This window comes from Paraplanobispora siamensis, from assembly GCF_016863175.1.
GTDB classification, from domain to species: domain Bacteria; phylum Actinomycetota; class Actinomycetes; order Streptosporangiales; family Streptosporangiaceae; genus Planobispora; species Planobispora siamensis.
The window spans coordinates 13,101-36,597 of sequence record NZ_BOOJ01000084.1; the positions used below are offsets into that span (position 1 = coordinate 13,101).

Annotated in this window: 28 protein-coding genes; 14 read left to right on the forward strand and 14 right to left on the reverse strand. The window is 70.4% G+C overall.

Going from position 1 to position 23,497, the window contains the following annotated elements; translation table 11 throughout:
* Nucleotides 1–80 precede the first annotated feature (80 nt).
* The 9 genes from rpmG to Psi01_RS40170 all read left to right on the forward strand — a co-directional run bounded on the left by rpmG (nucleotide 81) and on the right by Psi01_RS40170 (nucleotide 5,408).
* Nucleotides 81–245 carry a 50S ribosomal protein L33 gene (gene rpmG / locus Psi01_RS40130; RefSeq protein ID WP_204069440.1) on the forward strand — a complete coding sequence of 55 codons (165 nt, stop codon included), beginning with the start codon at nucleotides 81–83 and terminating at the stop codon, nucleotides 243–245.
* The gene (locus Psi01_RS40135; protein ID WP_204069441.1) at nucleotides 242–487 is read left to right on the forward strand and encodes a type B 50S ribosomal protein L31; all 246 of its coding nucleotides are present in this window, start codon (nucleotides 242–244) and stop codon (nucleotides 485–487) included. Before rpmG ends, Psi01_RS40135 begins: the two co-directional genes overlap by 4 nt.
* On the forward strand, nucleotides 487–723 hold the full coding sequence (gene rpmB, locus Psi01_RS40140) for a 50S ribosomal protein L28 (protein ID WP_204069442.1): 237 nt from the start codon (nucleotides 487–489) through the stop codon (nucleotides 721–723). The genes Psi01_RS40135 and rpmB overlap by 1 nt, the downstream gene beginning before the upstream one ends.
* Nucleotides 723–1,022, forward strand: a complete 300-nt coding sequence (rpsN, locus tag Psi01_RS40145; protein ID WP_204069443.1) for a 30S ribosomal protein S14 — start codon at nucleotides 723–725, stop codon at nucleotides 1,020–1,022. Before rpmB ends, rpsN begins: the two co-directional genes overlap by 1 nt.
* Nucleotides 1,023–1,025: 3 nt before the next feature.
* Complete coding sequence (rpmF, locus tag Psi01_RS40150) at nucleotides 1,026–1,193, forward strand: 50S ribosomal protein L32 (protein WP_204069444.1); 168 nt, start codon at nucleotides 1,026–1,028, stop codon at nucleotides 1,191–1,193.
* A 252-nt stretch (nucleotides 1,194–1,445) separates the two neighbouring features.
* Nucleotides 1,446–3,416 (forward strand): FHA domain-containing protein, encoded by a 1,971-nt coding sequence (locus Psi01_RS40155; RefSeq protein WP_204069445.1) that lies wholly within the window; start codon nucleotides 1,446–1,448, stop codon nucleotides 3,414–3,416.
* A 145-nt stretch (nucleotides 3,417–3,561) separates the two neighbouring features.
* Nucleotides 3,562–4,332, forward strand: coding sequence for a class I SAM-dependent methyltransferase (locus Psi01_RS40160; RefSeq protein ID WP_204069467.1), 771 nt, complete (start codon nucleotides 3,562–3,564; stop codon nucleotides 4,330–4,332).
* Between the two features lie 220 nt (nucleotides 4,333–4,552).
* On the forward strand, nucleotides 4,553–4,840 hold the full coding sequence (locus Psi01_RS40165; protein WP_204069446.1) for a hypothetical protein: 288 nt from the start codon (nucleotides 4,553–4,555) through the stop codon (nucleotides 4,838–4,840).
* 43 nt (nucleotides 4,841–4,883) lie between these two features.
* On the forward strand, nucleotides 4,884–5,408 hold the full coding sequence (locus Psi01_RS40170; RefSeq protein ID WP_204069447.1) for a pyridoxamine 5'-phosphate oxidase family protein: 525 nt from the start codon (nucleotides 4,884–4,886) through the stop codon (nucleotides 5,406–5,408).
* Between the two features lie 94 nt (nucleotides 5,409–5,502).
* Here Psi01_RS40170 and Psi01_RS40175 read toward each other — a convergent pair whose 3' ends face one another.
* The 3 genes from Psi01_RS40175 to Psi01_RS40185 form a co-directional block, all read right to left on the reverse strand.
* A complete protein-coding gene (locus tag Psi01_RS40175; protein ID WP_204069448.1) occupies nucleotides 5,503–6,375 on the reverse strand; it encodes an SMP-30/gluconolactonase/LRE family protein in 873 nt (290 codons plus the stop codon).
* Nucleotides 6,376–6,499: 124 nt separating this feature from the next.
* Nucleotides 6,500–6,964: a hypothetical protein gene (locus Psi01_RS40180; protein ID WP_204069449.1), complete on the reverse strand. Its 465-nt coding sequence runs from the start codon at nucleotides 6,962–6,964 to the stop codon at nucleotides 6,500–6,502.
* A 251-nt stretch (nucleotides 6,965–7,215) separates the two neighbouring features.
* Nucleotides 7,216–7,740, reverse strand: coding sequence for a CGNR zinc finger domain-containing protein (locus Psi01_RS40185; protein WP_204069450.1), 525 nt, complete (start codon nucleotides 7,738–7,740; stop codon nucleotides 7,216–7,218).
* Between the two features lie 33 nt (nucleotides 7,741–7,773).
* Here Psi01_RS40185 and Psi01_RS40190 point away from each other — a divergent pair, with 33 nt between their 5' ends.
* The 3 genes from Psi01_RS40190 to Psi01_RS40200 all read left to right on the forward strand — a co-directional run bounded on the left by Psi01_RS40190 (nucleotide 7,774) and on the right by Psi01_RS40200 (nucleotide 11,160).
* The gene (locus Psi01_RS40190) at nucleotides 7,774–8,496 is read left to right on the forward strand and encodes a LysE family translocator (protein ID WP_204069451.1); all 723 of its coding nucleotides are present in this window, start codon (nucleotides 7,774–7,776) and stop codon (nucleotides 8,494–8,496) included.
* 166 nt (nucleotides 8,497–8,662) lie between these two features.
* Nucleotides 8,663–10,684, forward strand: coding sequence for an ATP-binding protein (locus tag Psi01_RS40195; protein ID WP_204069452.1), 2,022 nt, complete (start codon nucleotides 8,663–8,665; stop codon nucleotides 10,682–10,684).
* 86 nt (nucleotides 10,685–10,770) lie between these two features.
* Nucleotides 10,771–11,160 carry a hypothetical protein gene (locus Psi01_RS40200; RefSeq protein ID WP_204069453.1) on the forward strand — a complete coding sequence of 130 codons (390 nt, stop codon included), beginning with the start codon at nucleotides 10,771–10,773 and terminating at the stop codon, nucleotides 11,158–11,160.
* Nucleotides 11,161–11,271: 111 nt separating this feature from the next.
* Here the strand turns inward: Psi01_RS40200 and Psi01_RS40205 are convergent, their stop codons facing one another.
* From Psi01_RS40205 to Psi01_RS40220, 4 genes are all read right to left on the reverse strand, one after another.
* Nucleotides 11,272–11,826, reverse strand: a complete 555-nt coding sequence (locus Psi01_RS40205; protein ID WP_204069454.1) for a hypothetical protein — start codon at nucleotides 11,824–11,826, stop codon at nucleotides 11,272–11,274.
* Complete coding sequence (locus tag Psi01_RS40210) at nucleotides 11,823–14,057, reverse strand: TOMM precursor leader peptide-binding protein (protein WP_204069455.1); 2,235 nt, start codon at nucleotides 14,055–14,057, stop codon at nucleotides 11,823–11,825. Before Psi01_RS40210 ends, Psi01_RS40205 begins: the two co-directional genes overlap by 4 nt.
* Before the next feature lie 5 nt (nucleotides 14,058–14,062).
* Nucleotides 14,063–15,370, reverse strand: coding sequence for a SagB family peptide dehydrogenase (locus Psi01_RS40215; protein WP_204069456.1), 1,308 nt, complete (start codon nucleotides 15,368–15,370; stop codon nucleotides 14,063–14,065).
* 61 nt (nucleotides 15,371–15,431) lie between these two features.
* A complete protein-coding gene (locus Psi01_RS40220; RefSeq protein WP_204069457.1) occupies nucleotides 15,432–15,722 on the reverse strand; it encodes a Nif11-like leader peptide family natural product precursor in 291 nt (96 codons plus the stop codon).
* A 278-nt stretch (nucleotides 15,723–16,000) separates the two neighbouring features.
* Here Psi01_RS40220 and Psi01_RS40225 point away from each other — a divergent pair, with 278 nt between their 5' ends.
* Both Psi01_RS40225 and Psi01_RS40230 read left to right on the forward strand, forming a co-directional pair.
* On the forward strand, nucleotides 16,001–16,840 hold the full coding sequence (locus Psi01_RS40225) for a helix-turn-helix domain-containing protein (protein WP_204069458.1): 840 nt from the start codon (nucleotides 16,001–16,003) through the stop codon (nucleotides 16,838–16,840).
* 66 nt (nucleotides 16,841–16,906) lie between these two features.
* Nucleotides 16,907–17,488 (forward strand): dihydrofolate reductase family protein, encoded by a 582-nt coding sequence (locus Psi01_RS40230; RefSeq protein WP_204069459.1) that lies wholly within the window; start codon nucleotides 16,907–16,909, stop codon nucleotides 17,486–17,488.
* Nucleotides 17,489–17,713: 225 nt separating this feature from the next.
* Here the strand turns inward: Psi01_RS40230 and Psi01_RS40235 are convergent, their stop codons facing one another.
* The 7 genes from Psi01_RS40235 to Psi01_RS40265 all read right to left on the reverse strand — a co-directional run bounded on the left by Psi01_RS40235 (nucleotide 17,714) and on the right by Psi01_RS40265 (nucleotide 23,257).
* The gene (locus tag Psi01_RS40235; protein WP_204069460.1) at nucleotides 17,714–19,048 is read right to left on the reverse strand and encodes a S41 family peptidase; all 1,335 of its coding nucleotides are present in this window, start codon (nucleotides 19,046–19,048) and stop codon (nucleotides 17,714–17,716) included.
* A gap of 255 nt (nucleotides 19,049–19,303) precedes the next feature.
* Nucleotides 19,304–19,564, reverse strand: coding sequence for a hypothetical protein (locus Psi01_RS40240; RefSeq protein WP_204069461.1), 261 nt, complete (start codon nucleotides 19,562–19,564; stop codon nucleotides 19,304–19,306).
* Between the two features lie 155 nt (nucleotides 19,565–19,719).
* Nucleotides 19,720–20,397 (reverse strand): hypothetical protein, encoded by a 678-nt coding sequence (locus Psi01_RS44310; protein WP_204069462.1) that lies wholly within the window; start codon nucleotides 20,395–20,397, stop codon nucleotides 19,720–19,722.
* A 140-nt stretch (nucleotides 20,398–20,537) separates the two neighbouring features.
* A complete protein-coding gene (gene chrA / locus Psi01_RS40250) occupies nucleotides 20,538–21,917 on the reverse strand; it encodes a chromate efflux transporter (RefSeq protein ID WP_204069463.1) in 1,380 nt (459 codons plus the stop codon).
* A gap of 28 nt (nucleotides 21,918–21,945) precedes the next feature.
* The gene (locus Psi01_RS40255; protein WP_204069464.1) at nucleotides 21,946–22,377 is read right to left on the reverse strand and encodes a chromate resistance protein ChrB domain-containing protein; all 432 of its coding nucleotides are present in this window, start codon (nucleotides 22,375–22,377) and stop codon (nucleotides 21,946–21,948) included.
* On the reverse strand, nucleotides 22,374–22,892 hold the full coding sequence (locus tag Psi01_RS40260) for a Chromate resistance protein ChrB (RefSeq protein WP_204069465.1): 519 nt from the start codon (nucleotides 22,890–22,892) through the stop codon (nucleotides 22,374–22,376). The genes Psi01_RS40255 and Psi01_RS40260 overlap by 4 nt, the downstream gene beginning before the upstream one ends.
* Nucleotides 22,889–23,257 (reverse strand): hypothetical protein, encoded by a 369-nt coding sequence (locus Psi01_RS40265; protein ID WP_204069466.1) that lies wholly within the window; start codon nucleotides 23,255–23,257, stop codon nucleotides 22,889–22,891. The genes Psi01_RS40260 and Psi01_RS40265 overlap by 4 nt, the downstream gene beginning before the upstream one ends.
* Nucleotides 23,258–23,497 lie beyond the last annotated feature (240 nt).

Below are 23,497 nucleotides of genomic sequence, written 5' to 3' on the forward strand. Positions count from 1 at the left end.
CGTCGCGGTCAGACATCGGTTGACGGAATGAAAACCGTTTCCATTATCATTGCACGCCTGGACCTCACGAGAGGAACCCCATGGCCAGAAACGAGCTCCGGCCCGTGATCAAACTCAAGTCGACCGCGGGCACCGGCTACACCTACGTCACCCGCAAGAACCGGCGCAGCGACCCCGACCGGCTCACCCTGCGCAAGTACGACCCGATCATCCGCCGGCACGTCCCCTTCAAGGAGGAACGATGAAGAAGGGCATCCACCCCGACTACCGCCCCGTGGTCTTCCGCGACCCGAGCGCGGACTTCGCCTTCCTGACCCGCTCGACGATCACCGGCACCAAGACGATCGAGTGGCAGGACGGCAACACCTACCCGGTCGTCGACGTCGACGTCTCCTCGGCCAGCCACCCCTTCTACACCGGCCGCAGCCGCGTGCTGGATGCCGCCGGCCGGGTCGAGCGCTTCAACCAGCGCTACGGGAGGCCCTGATGTCGGCGCACTGCCAGCTCACCGGGAGCGCGCCGGTCTTCGGCAACCGCATCTCCCACTCCCACCGGCGCACCCGCCGCCGCTGGAACCCCAACATCCAGCACCGCCGTTACTGGCTGCCGAGTGAGAACCGGTCCGTACGGCTCACGCTCAGCGCCAAGGCGATCAAGACCGTGGACAAGATCGGCATCGAGGCGGCCGTGGCCCGCATCCGGGCCCGGGGAGGCAAGGTCTGATGGCCAAGAAGAGCAAGATCGCAGCCAATGAGCGCCGCAAGGCGATCGTGGCCCGTCACGCCGGGCGCCGGGCCGAGCTGAAAGAGGTCGTCCGTACCGGCGCACCGGAGGAACGGGCGCAGGCCGTACGCGCCCTGGCCCGCCAGCCCCGCGACGCCTCCGCCACCCGCATCCGCAACCGCGATTCGGTCGACGGCCGTCCCCGCGGCCATCTGAGCAAGTTCGGCCTGTCGCGCATCCGCTTCCGCGAGATGGCCCACCGCGGCGAGCTGCCCGGCGTCACGAAGGCGAGCTGGTAGGCCGTGGCCGTTCCCAAGCGCAAGACCTCGCGCAGCAACACCCGCCACCGCCGCTCCCAGTGGAAGGCCACCGTCCCCGACCTGGTTCCGGTCACCGTGGACGGGCGGCAGCTCCTGGTGCCCCGCCGGCTGGTCCGCGCCTGCCGGCGCGGTCTGATCATCCCCGGCTGAGACCCGCCCGGGTCCGGTGACGGCGCAGCCGCCCGGGGTGGTACGGACACCCGGGCGGCTGAGGAAGGGCAGAGGAGGGCGGGAGCGACCATGCCGCTGAAGACGGTTCCGTTCTTCCCACGGGCGCTGCAGCCGTAGGTCGCTGACCCATATCGCGTGATCAGCCGACGCTCGGCGCCCGGGCTCGCCGGCTGGAGCCGTACACGTATTTTTCAGCGGTACGGCTGAGCGTGCTCGTTCACGATGAGAGCTATGCCCCCTGTCATCATCGGAGACGACGGCCCGCTCCGCGGGCAGCGCTTCATGCTCGGCGACACGCCCATCACCTTCGGCCGCAGGCCCGACTCCAGCGTGGTGATCGCCAGCAGGCGCGCTTCACGCTGCCACGCGCAAGTGCGGCACGAGGGCGGGCGCTACGTCCTGCACGACCTGGGCAGCCGGAACGGAACCCTGGTCAACGGGGTGCGCGTGACATCGCACGTGCTGCGGCCGGACGACCTGATCATGATCGGTGAAGAGCGCTTCCGCTTCCTGGCCGCCGACGAGAGCGCCGATGATGGGGCTGACGAGGCCGCTGATGAGGCCGCCACGCTCCTCGACTCATCGGTTCCGGTCCTGAGGGTGTCGGTCTCGGGCGGCGGTCCCGTCGGGCTGGGCTTCGCGCTCCTGCTGGAGGACCTCATGGGCCCGCAGGTCGCCGTCACCGTCTACGACGGGCGCTGGACGGAGAGGGACTCGCGGATCGTGTGGAAGGGGCAGGCCGAGGGCAACGTCCGCCGCCAGCAGGTCGTCACGGTCCAGAGCCGCCAGTACCTGAATCTCCCCGCATCGGTGCAGGAGCGGCTGTTCACCCCCGGGGCCTACTCCGAGATGTGGCCCGCCGGTCCGGACTCCATCCGCGGCCAGGCGCCGCGTAACCTCCGCATCGCCGCCATCGAGGACAGGCTGCTGGAGCTGGCCAACGACAAGCCCGGTCGCATCCGGCTCGTCCCGGCCCGCTTCTCGCCCGAGGAGCACGGCGAAAGCGCCAAACAGGAGCACGTGCTGGCCATCTGCGAGGGCGGGCGCTCGCGCACGCGGGAGCACTTCGCCGGCAAGTTCGGCACCGCGGACAGCTCCATCTACTCCCTGGACGGCCGGCACCTGCAGGACGTCGTGCTGGGATTGCGGGTGAGGTCCGGCCTGCCCGACGCCATGAGCGTCCTGCTGACCGTGGCCCAGAACCGCTTCCTGCTCAACGCCCTGGACGGCGAGGGCTTCCTCAACATGCGTCTCACCGACGAGGAGGCCATGGAGGTCATCGGGATCGATCCCGTCCGTCACGTCTTCGAGCAGTGCGTCGCCGCCAGCCCCTGCATGATGGGACGCAACGACCACGGCGAGTTCCACTGCTCCACCCACGGCACGCTGTTCCTGCCCGCTTTGCTCAAGGGCTCGGCCCTGTGGCGGCGGATCAGGGACGGGCTGGTCATGTTCGGCGTGCAAGAAAGCGACCTGAGCGCCGTCACCGCTTTCCGGCTCGACATGGTGCAACGGCCGCGGTTCACCGCGCGCCTGCACGCGCCGACGGCGGCCACGCCGGGCACCTACGGCTTCCTGCTCGGCGATGCGGCCAACGCCATCCATTTCTGGCCGGGTCGTGGTCTCAACAGCGGGTTGGCCTCGGCCATCTCGCTGGCCCGCTCGCTCAGCCAGGCGTGGCGCGGGCGGGCCTTGCGCGATGCGGACTTCATCCGGCACGAGGCGGCCATGGCGATGCTGCAGTACCGGCACAAGAGCCGCGCCTGGCAGGCGATGGTCACCACCGATGAGCACGGCGTCACCCGGGCCGTCAAGGACAACATCGCCACGGCCCTGGCGGGCGAGGGCGAGGATGCGCAGGCGACGCCGGAGGCCGACGTCGAGGTGCTCATGGAGCGGCTGCGGCGCATCCGTACCCGCCTGGCGCAGCGCGTCACCGGCCTGCCCGACGACGCCGCCCTACGCGCCCACCTCGGCAAGCTGTCCGGTGAGACCCTGCGCACCCTGGTCGTCAGCGGCGCGTGGGACACCCTGGTCATGGGCGGCGAAGAGGTCGACATCGACATCTTCTACCGCCAGGAGCCCGCGGGCGCCGACCGCAGGGAACCGCCGTGGGCGCCGCAGCTGGCCCGCGAGCGTGATGAGCACACCAAGGTGATGGCCAGGGCAACGGTCAGACCGCTCGTACGAGCTCAGCGCTAGTGTCCTGAGCCGGAAGTTCACCGGGTGTCCTGGTGCTGGGGCCTTCGGCGCCGGACCTGCACCCGGCTGCGCCGCGGCGGCGGCGAAGCGCTTGATCACGACGAACGGCCCGTATGTCTGCGCCACAGGGACCGACTGGGTCAAAATGGCCCTCATGTCTACCATCCCCGAAGATCCCGTCGAGGCCGCCGATCCCTCCGCGTTCAACGACTATGACCGTCTGGCCGAGGGGTACACGGCCGAGAACGACACCAGCCTGCTGAACGCGTACTACGAACGGCCGGCGATGCTGGAGCTCGCCGGTGAGGTGACCGGCCGGCGCATCCTCGACGCCGGCTGCGGCTCGGGTCCCCTGTTCGCCGAGCTGCGTGATCGAGGCGCGATCGTGACCGGCATCGACGCCAGTGCCGGGATGCTGGAGCTGGCCCGGCGACGCCTGGGCGCCGGGGCGGATCTGCGGGTGGCCGATCTGGCCGATCCGCTGCCCTTTCCCGATGATGCCTTCGACGACGTCATCGCGTCCCTGGTGCTGCACTATCTGCGGGACTGGGGGCCGACGCTGGCCGAGATGCGACGCGTGCTCAGGCCTGGCGGCCGGCTGCTGGTCTCGGTCGAGCATCCTTTCGCCATCACCCTCATGCATCACATGGCCGGGGAAAAGCCCAGCTATTTCGGGATCCGTAACCGGGTCGAGGAATGGACCATGGGCGGGCGGAGCGCCCGGATGAGCTTCTGGGACCGGCCGCTGCACGCGATGACCGAGGCCTTCACCGCGGCCGGCTTTCGCATCAGCGTCATCAGCGAACCGCCGTTCGCGCCGGAAGCCCGCGAGCTGTTCCCCGAGGAGCTGCGCGAGATCGAGCCCACCCGCACACGATTCCTGAGCTTCCTGTTCTTCGTTCTCGACGCCGGCTGACGGCGCCTGGTAACGGTCAGTCGTGGCGGTCGAGCGCTTCAGCGGCAGCCGGGGTCGGGCGGATGTGCGGCTCGAGCATCGTTCGCCGTCCCCGCTCAGGGGCACCCGAGGGAAAAGTTAGGGGTAGTGCTAGGGGCTTTCCCCCATGGCTTCCGGCTTCGTCGAGCGCACTCTGAAAGGGACAAGCACTCGGCTCGGTCCCGGGAAGGTGTGTGAGGAGATGCCCGACGATCAGGTATACGGCGATGCCAGGGCGAATGCCACGGTACTGGCGGAGGTGCTGTTCTGCAGCCCCCTTCAGCCGTCGGACCGGCCAACTGTCCACGAGGTACGCCAGGCCGTCGAAGCCGTCTGGGACGCCTATGACGCCCCGGAGCAAATGTGCGTGGCCCAGCTGGCAGCCGACTACGGGCGGCACCCGGAACTGGCCTGTGCCAGGATGCGCTGGTGCAGGGGGACCGTGGCCTGGGCCTATGACGTGCCCCTGGCAGCGGCAGAAGCCGCCTGAGAGCGGCGCTTGCCGGGGGAGGGCGGGCAGGTAGGTTCTGAATATGGAGATCGTCAATCTGGGTGAGGCGGATGGCCTGCCGCCGGTGGATTGGGCCGCCGTTGTCGCGAAGCTCGATGCGGGGTCGACACCGCGGCCGGACGCGGTGAACGCCCGCACGACGTGGCTGTGCACCGTCAACGAGGACGGCAGCCCGCATGTGACCGCGGTCGGCGCTGTCTGGGTGGACGGCGCTTTCTGGTTCCAGACGGGCGCGGGTACGCGCAAGGCGAGCAACGTCGCGCGCGATCCGCGGTGTTCGGTCGCGGTGTCGATCCGCGACGCGGACGTCGTGATCGAGGGTGCCGCGGTGCGGGTGACCGAGCCGGGCGCAGTGGCGCGCATTGCCAGGGCGTGGGCGGACAACGGTTGGCCGGCGGAACCCGATGAGAGCGGTTCGGGCATCACCGCCCCGTTCAACGCACCGTCGCAAGGACCGCCGCCGTGGAACGTGTACCGCATCGAGCCGCGCTCGGCGACAGTGGTCTCGTCGACGGAGCCGGGCGGCCTGACCCGCTTCCGCTTCTGACCGGATCCGGCAGGCAAGCGACCTGCCCGGGCAGAGGACGTAGAGCAGCCGGGCACCGCACGACGCCTGCTCGCCGAGAGTCGCAGGACGGGCTTTACGGCACCGGCGGAAGGTCCATGGAGATGACATGGAACGGAGCGGCAGGTTCGGCCCGGGTGAGCTGGGAGTTGACCACGAGCAGCCGTTGCTGCGCGAGTGCGATCGTCGTCGGGGTGTCGAACCGGGGATCGTCCCACCTGCCCGCCGGAACGGCCTTTCGGGCGGCGGCGTCCAACTCCACGACGGCGAGGGAGAAGACGACCGTGCTGTCGCGGGTCTCGTTGACCACGCCGACAAGCAGGCGATCGTCAAGCAGTAGAAGCCCGTCCGCGCAAAAGCCGTAGCCGTCCGGTAACCGCACCTGCTCGACCGCGCCGGAGGCTATCTCCACCCGCCATAACGTCCCTGTTCCTTGCGCGGCGACCAGCAGCGCCGTTCCGTCGGCTGTGGCGGTGATCCCGTTGAGGAAGGCGTTCGCCCCGGCGCCGGCCAGATCGGCGAAGATCTCTGGTTCGCCGATGGCCTGTGGCGTGGCGCCCAAGGGGAGCCGCCAGAGCACGGGGCGGGCCGAGTCGGTGACGAAGGCGGCCTCGCCCACGGTCCACACGTCGTTGAGGAGGGTGTTCGTCGCCGGGACGGTGCGCCGGGCGAGCAGGGCGGAGTCGGCCATGTCGTAGACGAACAGGTGACCCGTCTCACCGCCACACGCGATCAGCTGTTGATTCCGGTGCACGGCCATGCCCAGAACGCAGGTGCGGGCGTCTTTTCCGGGAGGCTGCCACACCTGGGCCAGTTCGTCGTCGAGAGAGCCGCGGAAGATCGTGCCGTCGGTGATGCTCCCGGCGTAGAAACCATGATCGGAGCTGTATGCGATGCCTTCCGGCATGACTTTCTCACCGGGCAGTGTGTACGCGGGGATGATCGCCACACAGGCCATCCTAGGCACGCCCGGGCAGTTTCGTTTGGATCAGCCGGTCATCTGAACCGCGGTCACGGACGGGCCGTCGTGTCGCGGGCCGCGGAAGTGCGCGGCCCGCGACACCGCGAGCAGATCAGAAACAGGTCACGATGCCGCCGACAGCGGCATTGGCCCGCTCATGCAGGAACACCGTTCCGGCGGGGTCGGCCAGAAGGCCTCCCCACAGCACGCACCTGCCTCTCGCCGGAGCTCTGACCGGGCCCGCGTAGACCAGGCGAGGTCCGTCGCTGGCCACGGATTGCGCGCCCTCCGGGGACAGGTACACCCCGGCCCTGGTGACCGCCCCGAGGTAGGCCGACTTGACGGTCACCCCGCACGCCTGGCCGGTTACCTCGTCGAACAGCAGATGGACCTTACCGATCACCTGACCGGTGTCGGTGCGTCGGATCGGGTCGCTGTCGACCACGCGGAAGCCGGGCCCGCACAGCACCCCCGGCGTCTGCGGGCCGGCCGCCGCCCCGGCGGACTGCGCCGTCGCAGCAAGCCCCACTGTCCCGAGCAGCGCACCGACGACGAGACGAAAACACAGATGTTTCACTGAATACCTCCTGTTTTCGATTCATGTCGCGATCTTCACCTTGCTCGGCTGATCGGCCTGCCGTAACGGGGTTCCCCTCCACGAGCGGGTGCCCGGAGATGGTGACCGCAGCCACGGTCTGCGGCCGCACCAGCGCACTCTCCGGTCCTTGCCCGGCTTCTGTGACCAGCCTCACATGCCCGGTGGGCTGTGCCGCGTTGCCGGATGTCCGTTGACAAGCGTTCTGCTTCTCCGGGGAGGGTCGTATCGGGTCACCACCGCCGCATCCGGGTCCGGTGGGCGGACACGTGGACCCGCGTGGCGCACCGGCGGGAGCAGTATTCGCGGCGGCCGTTGCGCGACACGTCGACGAAGACGGTACGGCACCCCGGTGCCGCGCACCGGCCGAGACGGCACGGATCGGTCTCGGTGAGCACCAGGGCGAGCCCGGCCGCCGTGACGGCCCGTACCCGCGTGACGACGTCGGCGTTCTCATCGGCGTAGTGCAGGTGCGGTGGCTGGCCGTCATGCGTGGACACATAGGGACGGGCTGCCGCATCGGCCAGCAACCGGTTGACGACGGCCACCCGCTCCGGCCCGGTGGCTGCGGCGAAGGCCTCCCAAAGGCGAATGCGCCAGGCCAGCAGGAGCTCCAGTTGCCGGTCGGTCAGCTGGGCGCGCGCCACCCGATGCTCGGCCAGCAAGGCCTCCACGGTGAGCGTGTCGCATCGATCGCCGAGGTTCGACAGGGCCGCTGCCAGCAACGCCGCGTTGCCGCCGTAAGCGTTGAAATGCACTTACTCATTGCATCACGGTCATGGGGTGACGATATGCATCTTTCTCTCCCACCCCCGGCACTCGACGTCCCCTCCGGAGAGGACGCTCACGGGCGTGGCCGGTGGCAGTGGGCCGACGTGGTAGCCCTCAGCTGGGCCGAGCTGGGCAGCTTCGTCGCGCTGTGCCTGATCCTCGCGGCAACCCCCGGCGCCAATCTCACGGTCGTACTGCACTGCGCACGGCAGGGCGGCCAGCGCGCCGCGGTCGCCGCCACGATCGGCCTGACGCTCGGCAAGATTTTCTGGGCTGCGGCCTCGGTACTCGGGCTCGCCGCGTTGCTGGCGTCCTCGCGCGTGGCCTACGACGTGCTGCGCCTGGCGGGCGCGGCGTACCTGATCTGGCTGGGCGTGCAGTCCCTGCGCTCGGCCCGGTACCGGGCAGCCGGCCGGCGGCCCGAAGGGTTGGCGCCCGGGCTCTCCACGTTCGGCGGGTTCCGTCGCGGTCTGGTCGGCGACCTGCTCAACCCGAAAGTGGGCATCTTCTACACCACCGTGTTCCCGCAGTTCATCGGGCCGGACGACGCGGTCGTCCCGGCTGCTGCCGTACTGCTCCTCGCGCACGCCGCGGTACTGCTGACCTGGTATCCCGGGATGAGCTTGCTGTTCACCCGAGTCGGTCGCCGAGTCCGGCGGCCTACGCTCCCGGCGGTGCTGGACAGGGTCATGGGCTGCGCGCTCGTCGTGCTCGGCGTCCGGCTGGCCATCGCTCCACTCTGAGAACGCCGATCGCCGGCAACGCCCAGCTGTATGACCTGCGGCGTTGTTGACATGGTCGATCGGGGGCACGATTGCTCCAAGGGCCGATGAGGGCTGCCGGGGGGCTGGACCGGCCGGTCTCGGCCGTGGACACTCCAGCTCGGGGCCCTGCGGTGGGTGAGGCGTTATGTCGATACGGTTGGCCGACCGGCTGGACTCCGCGCGGCGGCGCAGTTTCGTCGGCCGGGAACACGAACTGGCCGCCTTCCGGGACCTGCTCGACCCGGCGGCGGCGGGCCGGATCCTGCTTGTGCACGGGGCCGGCGGGGTCGGCAAGACGGCGCTGCTGCACCAGTACGCCTGGCTGGCCCGCACGGCCGGGCGGCAGGTCGTCTGGCTCGACGGCCATGAGCTGACGCCCAGCCCGGAGGCGATCACCCGGACGCTCGCCGAGAGCCTGTGCCTCACCGGCAACCCCCTGACCCAGCTGACCGACGTACCGGGACTGGTCCTGCTGGTGGACACGGCCGAACTGCTCGCCCCGCTGGAGCCGTGGTTGCGCCGCGAGCTGATTCCCGCGCTGGGCGCCGAGGCGATCGTGGTCCTGGCCGGGCGGGACCGCCCCTCACCGGTGTGGCGGGTCGATGCGGGATGGCGGGAGCTGGTCGAGGTCGTAGCCCTGGGCAACCTCAGCTACCACGAGGGCTGCGCGCTGCTCGGGCTGCGCGGCGTGCCGGAGGAGGAACGCCGGCCGGCGCTGGAGTTCACCCACGGCCACCCCCTGGCGCTGGCACTGGTCGCCGACGTGTCGGCGCAACGCAGGTTCTCCGCCGGTGCCACCCACGAGGTCATGGCCGCGCTGCTGAAGAGCTTCGTGGACACCGTGCCCAGCCCGCTGCACCATCAGGCGCTGGAGGCGTGCGCGCTGGTGCTGGCCACCACCGAGCCGCTGCTGGCCGCGTTACTGGACCTGCCTGAGGCCGGGGAGCTGTTCGCCTGGCTGCGCGATCTGTCCATCGTGGAGTACGGCTCCCGCGGTCTGTTCCCGCACGATCTCGCCCGCGAGGCCCTGGAGGCCGAGCTGCGATGGCGCGACCCGGACGGATGCGCGCAGATCCGGCGCCGGGCCGCCGCCCACTACCGCCAGCAGTTCGCCGGGGCCGCTCCGATCGCCCGGCAGATGATCCTGCTCGACTTCGTCTACCTGCACCGCGACACCTCGGTGCTGGGACCGTTCGTCTCCGAGGTGCCCGGCACCGCCGATCTGTCCACCGGCAGCCCCACCGCGGCCGAGCTGGACACGATCGTCTCCTGGGTGCGCAAGCACGAGGGCGAGGAGTCCGCCCGATTGTGCGAGCTGTGGCTGCACCGGCAGCCGTCGTCGGTGACGGTGGTCCGCAAGCCGTCGGGCGAGGCGGTCGGCTTCTACCAGCTGATCGTCGCCGACCGGCAGGTGGCGGACCCGGCCATGGCGGGCCTGCCGGATGCGGGCGAGGTGCGGATGGTGCGCTTCTGGATGGACGGGCAGAGCCACCAGAGGCCGTCGCCGACGCACATGTTCATCACCACTCACCTGTGCCGCTCCTACCTGACCTCGCCGTCGCCGGAGGTGACGCTGCTGACCTTCGCCGAGGCCGAACCCTGGCAGGACGCCTGCGCCTACCTGGACTTCCACCGCATGCCGGAGGCCGACTTCCAGGTCGGCGAGCGGCGCTTCGCCGTCTTCGGCCACGACTGGCGCGCGGTGCCGCCACTGGCATGGATCTGCGTGCTCGCCGAACGCGACGCCCTCACCGTCGGGCCCGTTTCCGTACTGGACGAAGAGGCGTTCGCCGAGGCGGTGAAGGCCGCGCTGAGGTCGTACGGCAAAGCCGGCGGACTGCGCGGGTCGGCACTGCTCGGCTCGACCATGGTGAGCCTTGTGGCCGGGGACGCCGACGATCCCGCCGGAGCCGAGCGCGCGCTGCGCGACATCATCCGGGAGACGGCCGCACGCATGGAGGCCTCGCCCCGCGACCGGCGCGCCTACCGGGCGTTGCACCACACGTTCCTGCATCCCGCGAGCACCCAGGCGGACGCCGCCGAGCTGCTAGGGCTGCCGATGAGCACCTTCCGGCGGCATCTGGCGGCCGGTGAGGCCCGCTTCACCGAGCTGTTGTGGCAGCGAGAGCTGGATTGCCGCGGCGAACAGCGAATGGGCGAATACTGAGCGCGAAGTGGTCTCAAAAGCGGATACGGCATCGACCTACCTTCATGGAGTCAGACCGATCCACCGAAAACCAGAGGAACGAGACCATGAAGATTCGCCGCTACGCCGCCGCCGTCGCAACCACCGCGGCCGCCGCAACGCTGCTGGTCACCGCATCGGGAGCCGCGCACGCCGACACCTACCGCAGCAAGAACCTGGTGCCGGGCGAGCAGTACTGCGTCGCCCAGCTCGCCGACTACCAGGTGCGCGGTGACGGCACCGCCTCCCGCGACGGAGCGAAGTTCAAGCTCCGCAAGTCCGGCACCACCTGGGTCATCGCCGGTTCGCCCGGCCTGGTGAACATCTTCGCCGCCGAGGGCCGCAGCTCGCTGGGCACCTTCCTGGGCCAGGGCAGCTACGAGCTGTGCGCCACCAACAACGGTGTCCGCGACACCTTCGTGACCCTGAGGATCCGCAGCGACGGCGAGTTCCGCTGATCCGCCCGATCACCCGGTCCACGTGTGCCGGGCGGCCGAATGGCCGCCCGGCACACGGCTGTCCGGCCGCCACGACAACCGCCCAGCCCCCGGGAGCGGCCGCGTGCGGGGTCAGCCGAAGCAGACGGTCGCCACGGCGCACGGCAGCGTCGCCGGCGGCCGGGCGTGCGGCAGCACGCTGCCCTGGATGACCACCACGCCGCCGTACGGGATCGGCAGCCGCACGGGGGCGCCGGCCGCGCCGTTGTCGATCCGTTTCAGCAGCTCACCGCCGTCGCACCCGGCCAGGTGCGGGTAGAGGTCGAGCGGCCCGAGGTCCCTGGACAGCGGGATCAGCGCGGCGTACCGGCAGTCGGGCGCGTCGCGGTGGATACCGATGTGGTCGCCGACCCCGTAGAAGTTGTAGGAGGAGGTCACCGCCGTCAGGCGGGCCCCGAAGTGCTCCCGTACGAGCCGGGCCAGCGCCCCGCTCTTGTGCCCGTCCAGTTCCGGGCCGGTACGCGCGTAGCGGTAGCGGGTCGGCGAGAGCAGTTGCGCGCCGTTCACCCGGTACCCCTCGATCAGCACCTGCCGCGATCCCGCGTACGCCGCGGCGGCCTCGCCTACCAGCGCCGTGACCTGCGCGTCGGTGAAGACGTCGGTGAAGGAGCGTTCCATGGCGTTCATGAGCTGATCGGCAACGGGTTGAGCTGGTCCTCGCGCAGCCGCCGCGGCAGCCATCCCAGCTTCACGGGCACGTCGTACAGGCGGCCGGGCGCGAAACGCGCCCAGAAGTGCCGCAGTCCGGGGACGATCACCTTGACCACGTTCATCCCGATGCCGGGGCGGGTCTGGTCGAGGATCAGGGTCTCCATGCCGTGCGCGGCGACGATGTCCACGCAGGTCTGGATGTCGTCCCTGAGGTCGTCGCTCCACCGGCGGGCGTGGTCGGAGAGCCTGGCGGGCCCCAGGTCGGGGTGGGGCAGCAGGTAGGGCTGGTTGGCGAGGGTGGCGTGCTCGTACCAGTACCGGTTGTCCGGATCGTCGGTGAAGTCCAGCGGCTCGTTCATGGTCAGGGCCATCATCTGGTTCATCTCGGTCACGGCGCGCAGCAGGGCGATCTTGGGATCGAGGTGGGCGCCGTACCCCTGGATGATGTGCTCGGCCGGCCGGCCGACGCGCGCGGAGACCGCCGCGTACGTCGGGATGCCGAGGTCACCGGTGAGGTCGAGCACCCACATCTCGCGCCCGCGCCGCGTGTACTCGGCGCGCACCTCGGCCAGGTACGGATCGGCCGCGCTGTCCAGGTCCAGCGCGGGACGGCGCAGCCGGTTGTACCACCACACGGCCACGCTGTCGCGCTCGACCAGCTCCATGAACCCTTGCAGGATCGCCTCTTCGAGGTTGTTGCCCGAGGCGTTGCCGTTGGAGTCGCCGACGCAGAACCGGTGGCCGTCCGGCAGCGGGTAGCCGTAGTAGCAGAACGCCGTCGGCAGGTACCGCCACCGGCCCAGGCTCAGCGACCACACCGGCGTCCACTCGATCTCGCGCGACTCGTCGAAGGGCTCGGGGACCCAGGCGTAACCGGAGTGCTCACGGTTCCACCGCTCGCGCCCCCGGTACTGCTCGTCGCTGAACTGCAGGCAGGCCGCCGGATGCACGGCCGGCTCGCCCAGGCCCGCGTACGTCGCCGAGATGCGCGGCTCGCGGCCGGTGAAGACGCCGCAGTGCCGTTCGACGGCCTCCGACAGGGCGCTGGCCTTGGCCTGTGCGTCGCTGCGCCCCTTGCCCGCGCTCTCGGTGACGAGCAGGCGGCGCAGGCTCGCCAGGTCGTGGCCGGGGCGGCCGAAGCTGTGCGCGCCCGCGTACACGGTGATCAGCGGGCTGCCGGTCTCGAACGCGCGCAGCTCCCGCACCACGCCGGTGATCGGGCTGATCAGGTGCTCGTGGCGGCGCAGCGTCTCCTCGGGGGGCACGCTGCGGTGGCCGCCGTCGGTGGTGAACGTCTTCTTCCTGCTCACCAGCGCGATCGGCCGCCGGTCAGGCTCCACCTCACCGCTCTGGCCGGTCTCGCCGGTGCCGCACGCGTGGCAGGTCGTGTCGCGGATCAGCCGATGCCGCCGGCTGTCCAGCCCTGCGGAGTCGAGCGAGACAAGCGTGCCCCGCAGGTCCTCGGCGTCGGTGAGCAGCCAGTCGGCGGCGAGCGTGGCCGCCGCGTTCACGGCCGTCTGGACGGTGGAGGGCAGCGCCGCCACCGAGCCCGTGGAGGACCGGCCCGGCCGGCCCTTGCGCAGCGCCACGAACGTCTCGACCGGCCGGTTGTCCATCAGCCGCTCCGACAGGCACCGCCAGCAGGCCGTGACCCCCGGGACCAGGATCGGGCCCAGCCACAGCACCCGGCCCACCGGCTTGACCAGCATCCAGGGGCGTCCGGTGCGCAGGGCGGCCTCGTTCCACTCGGCCAGGCGCGGGTCGAGGTAGTCGTCGGCGACGACCATGACCAGGTCGGCTGCCCCGGGGTCGGACTCGACCCGCACGTGCAGCGCCTTCAGGGCGGTCTCGAACTCGGCGGCGGGTACCGAGCCCAGCGCCGCCACGGCGATCCCGCGGCTCTTGGCCGACGGGAGGTCGCGCATCGACCAGTAGGCCGCCTCGGCGGGGTCCCCCTGGACCCGCTCGCACAGGTACCCCATGCGCTCCAGGCGTGACAGCGCGAAGTGCGCCGCGACCTCGGAATAGCGCCCGGCCACGGTGTCGAGGATCTCCTGCCTGTCCCGCGTGCCGTCCAGCAGGGGCGCCAGCAGCACGTACACCGATCCGGTCAGGGAGAAGGCGTCGTCCTCGCTCAGCAGGAACACCGTGTCAGGCGGTAACACCTCCACCTGGAAGTGCGGTTTGAACTGGGGGCGCTCGAGCATCCGGCTCACTCCTCAGCCTCACGGTCCGGCCGGGTCCCCAAGGCGAACTCTCCGACGGACGTCTCAGTGAAATACGATTCTCCGAGTGCCCGGGTGAACAGCTCGGAATTGCCGCCGCCTATCGCGCACGGTGCCAGTTCGAGGGCCGTGGCGACCAGATACATGGTCTGGATGAGGCAGCCCACGTGTTTGAGAATCAGCGAGTACGCGATTCGCTGGTATTTCCAGGAAAGCCGCTGGAAACGCGCGGCGATGACGATCAGCACCTGCGGGCTGTCCGGACTGGCGGTGGAGAAGGCGGCGTCGCGCAACAATGCCTCGGCCGGTGCCGTCATTTCGCTGACCCGGCCGAGTGCGTGCTCGCGGGCGCGATAGTGGTAAAGCCCGGCGGGCAGGTCGGCGCATTTTCCGGCCACGACGTATATCTCCAGCTCGTGCAGGCCGCCGCCGCCCGGATAGGGCCGTCGGCCGACCTCCTCCTCGCCCGCTGTGAAGGCCCCGCTCAGCCTGGCCGAGCGGTGCAGGAACTCGCCGAGTTCCTCCTTGGTCAGGGGCCGCTCGCCGTGCCGCCGGATGCTCCGCCGCCGATCCAGCACCTCGAACAGCGACGCCTGCGGCCGCTCGGCGCGGGGCGCGGGCAGGGCGACGAGCTCCCCGATCGCGGGGCGTACGGCGGGCAGCGGGTCGATCTCGCCCCGGAACCTGTACGTGCCGCCCGTGGGCCGGTCGTGCCGCCCTTCGCGCGTGGAGGTGTGGAAGAGCAGGTCGTGGAACTCCCACTGCCTGATCGCCGGGTCGCCGTCCTCGTCGTCCTCGCCGTCCGGCTCGCAGACCAGGCGGGTGTGCCTGAGCAGGCGCATGACCTGTGCGTCGAGGTCGGTCTCGACGAGCTCGTCGTAGGGACGCGGCGCGGCCAGGCGTGCCACCAGCGCGATCGCGCGGGGGTCGGCGAGGGCGACCTCCAGGTAGGACAGCGGCGACCTGAGCAGCAGCGTGTCCCCGTCGCGGTGCAGGTAGGCGAAGCGTGAGAGCACATAACGAGCCTCAGGGTCCAAAGCCGGCCACTCGGTCTCGGGCCTGGCCACCGGTGTGGCCACGACGGCGCCGTCCATGATCGAGTAACGCAGCCAGCCGCCACGCGCCAGCCGCCGCATCAACATCGGCAGCCGTACGGGATCCCCGCTCAGCCGCGCCAGCGTGACACCCCCGGCCGACAGTTCCTTCACGGCCGCGGCGAGCTCATGGCCCGCGGCGGCGATGGAGATGCGATGCCCGTCGCGCTCCAGCGTCACGACGTCGCCCTCCGACTTCATCGAAACGCCTTTGTTCAGCGACAAGTGCAGATCCCCGAACATCGCATCCCCCGTCATCGGACTAGTAGTTGCAGTACAGCGACGGCGTGCGGCAACCGCTGGCCGACGAGCAGTTCGTCGGCGGCGCGAATTGCAGCAGGTCGTGCTCCTCCAGGCCGAGCTGTCTGGTCAGCTCGTCCTCGAGTTCGGCGCCGGAGAAGACGAGGCCTCGCTCGGCGGCGAGTTTCACCGCCGTCTCCAGGAGGTCCTCGCCCGGCATTCCCCGCAGCTGCGCCCTGAGCCCGTCGTCGGTCTGGGTCAGCATCAGGAATTGCTCGGCCGGGGAGGCCATCAGCGCTGTGCCGTGCTCCATCGCGACTCCTTTCATTGAGAGTTCCAGTGCTGTCGAAGCAGAATTGAAACGACGGAAGGCGGGGAAGTCTGCGCCGTTGTGCACACACAACGAGAAAGCCCCCGCCGTCACTGGACCGGCGGCAGGCTGTCGTGCGACGGGTCCGCCGCCCGGCTGCAGGTGGCTGCCGGCCCGGTCGGCGATCCGGATTCCGAGCAGACCTTAGGGAGTGACCTGCCAGCCGAGGGCGCGATGCCGGCGGGGTTGATCGCGAACACGGTGGCGGCGATGCTGTGGGCGTGGAGTACGTGTCCAGAGTGCCGCGACCGCCGCTGGACGGGCTGATCGACGACCTCTACTACCTGGAGGGTACGCCGCCGTACGCCCGGCTGACGCTGCCGCCGATGCCGGCGGCGCTGCTCATCGTCAACCTCGGGGCGCCGTTCCGCATCCGCGCCGGCACCGACATCGAGACCGCCGAGTACGCCGACGGCTGCGTGGTCACCATGCCCACCCGCGCCTTCGAGTTCGGCTACCCGCCGGGGACCCGGTCCGTCGGCGTGCACTTCAAGCCGTGGGGGCTGGCGCCGTTCCTGCCGATGCCCGCGGCCGAGCTGTGTGACCGGCCGGTGACGGTGGAGCAGGTCTGGGGCCGGCCCGCGATTGCGGAGCTGCGTGACCGGCTGGCCACGGCGGCCGGGCCGTACGAGATGCTGACGCTGCTGGAGGAGGAGCTGATGCGACGGCTGTGCGAGACCGCCGGCCTGGGACTGGTCCGCCATACGAGCAGCGTCATCGCGGCGACCGGCGGGGCGGTGGCGATCGGCGAGCTGAGCGTGGCAGCCGGTGTCAGCGGCACTCATCTGGCACAGCGGTTCAAGGAGCTCATCGGCGTCACGCCGAAGCGGCTGGCCCGTACCCACCGCTTCGCCGCCACCGTGTTCGCGATCGACCCCACCGGACCGATCGACTGGGGCGATCTCGCCGGTGGCGCGGGCTACTTCGACCAGGCCCACTTCGGCCACGAGTTCCGGGCGTTCACCGGGCTCACGCCGACCCGGTACCTCGAGGCCCGGCGGCGGTTCCTGCGCGAACATCCCGGCCACGCGCTGGACGGCTGGCCGCTGCCGGCCGATTGATTTCTTACAAGAGCGACAGCTCACGACACGCTAATTTGAGGGCACCCCGAAGCAGAGGAGGGCCCCGTGGGCAAGGTGGTCATGTACAGCTCGGTGTCGGTGGACGGCTTCGTCGCCGACGACAATGACCAGCCCGGGCCGCTGTTCGACTGGTTGACCAGCGGTGAGGTCCCGTTGGACGAAAGCGGCGAGGTGAAGGTGTCGCAGACCTCCTACGACTACACCCGGCCGTACTGGGACCAGATCGGAGTCACGATCGTCGGCCGCCACGTCTTCGACCTGACGGACGGCTGGGACGGCAAGCCGCCGGGCGGCGTCGACCACGTGGTCGTCGTGACGCACCGGCCGGAGCCCGAGGGCTGGGACCCCGGGGCGCCGTTTCACTTCGTCGACGGCGTCGAGGCCGCCATGGCCAAGGCGCAGAAGCTCGCCGGTGAGCGCATGGTCGAGGTCGCCGCCGGCGACGTCGGTGGCCAGATGCTGGCCGCGGGCCTGGTCGACGAGGTGCGCATGGACGTCGTACCCGTCGTGTTCGGGTCCGGCAAGCGCTACTTCGGGTCGCTCGACGCGCAGCACCTGCTGGAGGATCCCGACGTGGTGATCCAGGGCAACCGGGTGCTCCACCTGCGCTACCGGGTGCGCCGTTGACCGATCTGAGCGGGCGGGCGAAGAAGTCCACTGCGAACGGTGACACAGGATCGGGCCTCCGGCTGCGTTTGCGCATCGCTGTCCCTGGCCGATCAACGCGCCGACGCCGCCCTCCCTCAGAGCTTCCGATATACCGATGCCGGTCCGCACACCGGCGTCGGTCCTCGGTCCGGCACACGCCCACCGGGATGAACGTGTGCCGGTTCCTCCGAGCCGGCAAGCGCGTCAAAGAAGCGTGAGCGCCTTGGCCACGCCCGGGTCGCGCCCGGTGGCCAGGTCGAGGGCGGTCATGGGGGCGTGGTGGTCGACCGGTACGCCGATCGTGTCGATGATTTCGCGGGCGGGGCCGAGGTGGCGGACCTTGGGCAGGATCAGGACGCTGCCGTCGTCGAGGAGGTATCCCTCGCCGGGGCCGGAGACGGCCCCGGCCGTGCGGGTCCCCACCAGGGTGCCCAGGGCGTTGCCCTTGACCGCCGCGCTGAAGTCATCGCAGGCCGAGGCGCACGCGCGGTCGGTGAGGACGACCAGGCGCGAGCCGAGCAGCGGGACGCTGTCGTCGGTCCGGTTGGGCACGCACTCGCCCTTGAGTGGGCAGAAGTAGCCGGTGACCTTGCCGTGCGCGAACGCGCCGAGCAGCCGGGTCACCTCGCGAGGTGACCCGCCGCCGTTGCCGCGCAGGTCGAGGACCACCGCCTTCGGCTTGCCCTGCAGCTTGGCGATGACCTGGTCAGCGGCGCCTTCGGAGAATCCGGGCAGTTGGACGTAGACGGCGCCGCCGGGCAGCGTCTTGGACGTCACCTTCGGGGGCTGCCGGGTGATGGGGCCCTGCCTGATCTCGACGGTGCGGGTCCGTCCCGTCGTGGGGCGCTTGAGCGTGAGCCGTACCGGGTCGGAGGCGAAGACGTCGATGATGCCGTGGTTGAGGGTGTCCCCGATGACCGTCGGCACGCCGTTGACCTTGACCATGATGTCGCCGGGGCGGATGTCGGCCTTGGCGGCGGGGCTGCCGGGAAGGACCCGGGTGATGAACAGCGGCGGCCGGGCCGCCGGGTCGAACTGCGGGCCCTGCTGGGCCGACACGCCCGCGATGCCCGTCCCCACCGGCCCACCCTCCGGTGGCGGGGTCGGCCTGACCCAGCGGGCGTGGTTGTCGTGGAGTCCGGCGACCATGCCGGTGATCGCGGCGCGCAGCGCGGCGGGATCACCGGTGCCGAGGACCTTCGCGAAGGCGGCCCAGTCGGTGTCGCGGCTCCCGGTCAGGGCGGGCAGCCGGAGGTCGGCCCGGTCGGCGCCGCGCCGTATCAAATCCTGGGTGTAGGCGGCCAGGGCGCTCTTCAGCAGCGCCCTGGAATCCATGACCGGGCCGCTGTAGTAGTTGTCCAGCACGCAGAAGTACGCCTGCCGGAGCGTGTTCATCGAGGTCGGCGGCACCGATTGCGGCGGTGGCCCCGCGATGGCGGCGCAACCCGCGCCCGGGGTGGAGACCGGCTGGGGGGTCGGGGCGGACGCGGACATGGAGCAGGCCGTCACCAAGACGGCGGCGCAGAGGGTTCTGATCATGGCCGCCAGCATGGCCGGGGACCGGTTACACGGCGGTGAACGCCGCTGTTACCGCCGTTGTTACCACCATGCCAGTAGGCGCAGTACTCCCGAAGTTACGGCGAGGGGCAGAGCAACCGCGGGTAGTCCTGCCCATCCCTGCTTTCCCGCTCCAGCCGTTCACGGCGAGGCGGGTTCCGTCGGCGGCGGCGATCACCCCGGTCAACGCCCCCGCCCCCCGCTGATCGGTGGTCAGCGGGGGGCGGGCGCTCGTCGTCAGCGGCGGTACTCGCGGTAGAACGTGAAGTTGCGATACTCCCGGACCCGCCCGCTCTGGTAGAAGTAGGTGTAGTTTCCGGTACCGGGCTGTTCGACGACCGTGAAGCCGTCTTCGTCGGGGTGTTGCGCCGAGAAGCAGCAGGCGCTGGCGGGTGTCGCCGAACCGACGACGCCGACGGTGAGGCCGGCGGTCGCGACGGCCAGGGATGCCAGCAACCGGACCCAGCGGCGGGTGGGGCGGGGGAAATCAGTTTGCATGTCTGCTCCTGTGATGGTCGGGACGCCGGAGAACCCCGGCCAGCTCTATTCGGAGCCGAGCCTCGACAGGATGTGTCGGCGGCCATGAAGCCGTATGCCCGAGAGGAATCGCTGTTCCCGTAAGTTGCTCCATGCCCTGGTGAACCGGACATTCCTCACTCGCCAGCAGGTTCTCCGGCGGTTTCCCCACCTGCCTCTTCCGGCGTCGACATCCACTCCGCCGGCACCCCGACGACCTCATAGAGATCCACCGCCGGTCGCGGACCAGGGGATTGAACACCGGTGAGGTCGGCGCCGAAGAGGAGCGCGCCGGTGAGCTTCGCCCCGGTGAGGTCGATGCGCCTATTGGGAAGATCCTGTCTGACCACGCGCCGGCCGATCACCGTCAAGGCGGCCTGCAGATCCGTGCGCAGCGGCTGCCTCGGCGATGTCACCGGTCCTTCGTGGTCGGGTGCGACATCATCGCGCGAATGTTCCCGGATGAAGCTGGCCAGCACCTCCATGATGGTGGAGTGATCCCGGGCGGAGTCGCGGGCGATGCGCTCCAGGGCGTAGATGCCGCCCAGGCGGATGTCGAGCTTGTCGGAGCCGAGCTGCTCGATCGCCTTGGTGTAGCGGTCGGTGAGATGTCCCTGCCGGGCGGTGGCGGCGTTGCGGGCGGTGTAGTACACCGCCACCAGCGCGATCAACCCGGTGGCGATCGCCAGCGCCCGGCCACGCACCGCATCCAGCGCCGCCGCCAGATCCTTGCCGGTCAGGTCGTCGACCCCGTCGAAGTGCTCCAGCACCCAGGCCGCTCCCGGGCCCAGCACCCACACCAGCCCCGCCGTCACGATCCCTACCGTGAGGAGCACGGCGAGCTGTAACACTCTGCGCCAAGGGCTCACGCCCTCCACAGTGACGCCTTCTTCACCGTTGTGCCGGCTAATCACTCACGACAGTGAGGGGGCGCAACCACAATCGGCGGCCTGTATCAGGGCAGCAGGGAGGTGCCCATGCCCAGCAGGGCGCAGATGCCCAGGATGCGCAGCATCGGCCACTTCAAGACGAACGTCATGACCAGGGCAGCCACTGTGATCGCCAGGGCGACGGGGCTGAGCGTGCCGGGCTCGGGCAGCTGGGCGCTGAACGGGCCCCAGGCCCAGGTGAAGGTACGGGTGAACAGGGTGTGCTCGGCGAAGTAGAGGGCCAGATTGGCGATGACCCCGACCACTGCGGCGGTGATGCCGGTCAGCGCGGCGCTGATGGCGGAGTTGTGCCGCAGCCGCTCGACGTAGGGGGCGCCCAGGAAGATGAACAGGAAGCACGGCACGAAGGTGACCCAGGTGGTCAGCAGGGCGCCCAGCAGCGCCCCGGCCCAGGGGGTCAGGACGCCGGGGTCGCGGTAGGCGCCCAGGAAGGCGACGAACTGCACCACCATGATCAACGGGCCGGGGGTGGTCTCGGCCAGGGCCAGGCCGCGTACCATCTCACCGGGGCTCAGCCAGGCGTAGGTCTCCACGGCGCGCTGGGCGACGAAGGCCAGCACCGCATACGCGCCGCCGAAGGTGACCAGGGCGGTGCCGGAGAAGAACAGGCCCTGGGTGACAAAGACGCTGCCGGTGCCGGTCAGTACGGCTACCGCGGCCACCGGCAGCCACCAGGCGGCCAGTCCGACGGCCAGGATCTTCCCCGCCGAGCGCCAGGACGGCCGGGCGTGGTGCAGGGCGTCGTCGGAGATCAGCGGCGCCGGCCCGCCGTCACCGCTGTGCCCGGCGCCTTCGCCGAAAGCCTGCGGGGCCAGCCGGTGCGCCGCCCAGCCGATGAGCGCGGCCACGGCGATCACGATGGGGAACGGCACGCCGAACAGTGCCAGCGCACCGAAGGCGGCCACCGCCACGGCGACGAAGACCGGGTGGGTCAGCGAGCGCCCGGCCACGCGGATGACGGCCTGGGCGACGATGGCCAGCACCGCCGGGGCGATCCCGGCGAACAGCGCGGCCACCACTGTGGTGTCCTGCCACAGGATGTAGACCACCGACAACACCAGCAGGGCGAGCAGGCCGGGCAGCACGAACAGGATGCCGGCCACCATGCCGCCGCGGGTGCCGTTCAGCAACCAGCCGACATAGATCGCCAGCTGCTGGGCCTCGGGGCCGGGCAGCAGCATGCAGTAGGACAGGGCGTGGTTGAAGCGCCGCTGGCCGATCCAGCGTCTCTCCTCCACCAGGGTGCGCTGCATGACGGCGATCTGCCCGGCCGGGCCGCCGAAGGTCTGCAGGGAGATCAGGAACCAGACGCGCACGGCCTGACGGAACGGGATCACGTCCCCGGCGGGCAGCGGATCGGCGGCGACAGGCTGTGGATCGGTCACAGGAGTTCTTTTCGTCGGATCGGGCGGGTCAGGCGGGTGGACGGCCGAGCAGGAACGCCCGCCGGTAGTACTCGTACATCCCGTCGAACAGCGGGCCGCTCAGCTCCAGGACGCGCTCGTCAGCGCACGTCATCGACAGTCCGCGCAGGATCACATCCAGGCCGGGGGCCTCGGGGGCGTCGAAGCGCTCGTCGTCGAGGTCGGCCTCGTGCACGATCTCGGCGATCCTCCACAGCACCGGGTCGCTCAACTCGTAACGGCGCAGGATGGTCTCGAAGCTGCAGTCGCCGCCGTGGTGGCCCAACTCGGCCCCGCGCATGTCGAACGGCGTGGCCTCGGGCGGCACCCGGGCGGGGTCGTCGACGAAGACGAACTCCGCCTCGGCGTCGAGGTGGCGGCGGATCAGCCAGGCGCAGGCGGCCCGGTCGATGTGCACCCCGGCACGGGTGGCCCACTTCATCGCTGCGTCCCTTCGGTCGCCTCGGCGCTGTCCGCGCTCGCCTCGACGGCGGTGTCGCGCCGGGCCAGTTCCCGGACGGCATGGCGGGCGGCGTCGCGTTCGGTCGGCGGAAAGAAGTCCCGGCGGTCGATGCGGCGCAGCTCGGCCTGCAGCCGCTTGACGACGCGGGCGCGCTCGCCCGGCCGGGCCGAGGCGGCAGCCCGGGCCTGGGCGATGACCGCCTGGTACTCGGCGCTCCGGGCCTGGCGCATCCCGGTGGCGACGGCCTGTTCCTGGGCCGTGCTGCCCGGGCTGGCCAGCCAGATGGTGGCGCTGCCGCCCACCTCGCCGATCTCCTCGGCGATCCACTCCAGCTGCTCGCGGGTGCGGGCGTCGGCGGGCAGCGCGACCAGGCCGTCGCCGAGCCGGGCCACGCCGAGGCGGTCCAGCTTGCGCCAGATGGTGATGCGCAGGGTGGAGGGCCGGCGGGGGATGCGGTAGGCCAGCAGCACCCACTGGCCGGCCGTACCGCTCACTGGTGCAGCTCCTGCATGAGCTGGCGGACCCGCTCCCGCAGTTCGGCGGTCATGCGCTCGTCGAAGTCCGCATGCTGCAGTTGCCATTCCACCGCGCCCGCAACGGCGCCCGGCGGGCAGTCGATCGTCACCGTCAGCGCGGGATCGATGATCGCCGACAGCGGGCGAGGCAGCGCCTGATCCAGCAGATGCTCGGCCCCGCTGCCGGCCAGCAGCCGCGGGGCGTGCGCGCTGAGGTGTGGCTGCGGCTCCAGCCCTGCCGTGGTGGCTTCCCAGCCCGGCGGCGCCGCCTGGGCGAACCAGGCCGCGGCGATGCGACTCTTGCCCGCGCCGTGCGGGCAGACGAACAACACCGTGCCGCCCATCTCCACCTCCTATTGCAACCATGGTTACTGTAACCATGGTTGCAGCGCAAGGGGAGTCGTGGCTCGATGGTCGCTCACGCTGATCGTGTGCCCGATTGTCGTCAGTGGGTGTCTGCCGGTTTCCGGCCGTCGCGAGCGGCTGTGTGGTCACGATCGGCGTCGAGGGATTCCTCGCTGGTCTTGGTGTGAGTCACATAGACGTAGGCCAGTGCGCCGAGGAACGGGACTATCGACGTCCAC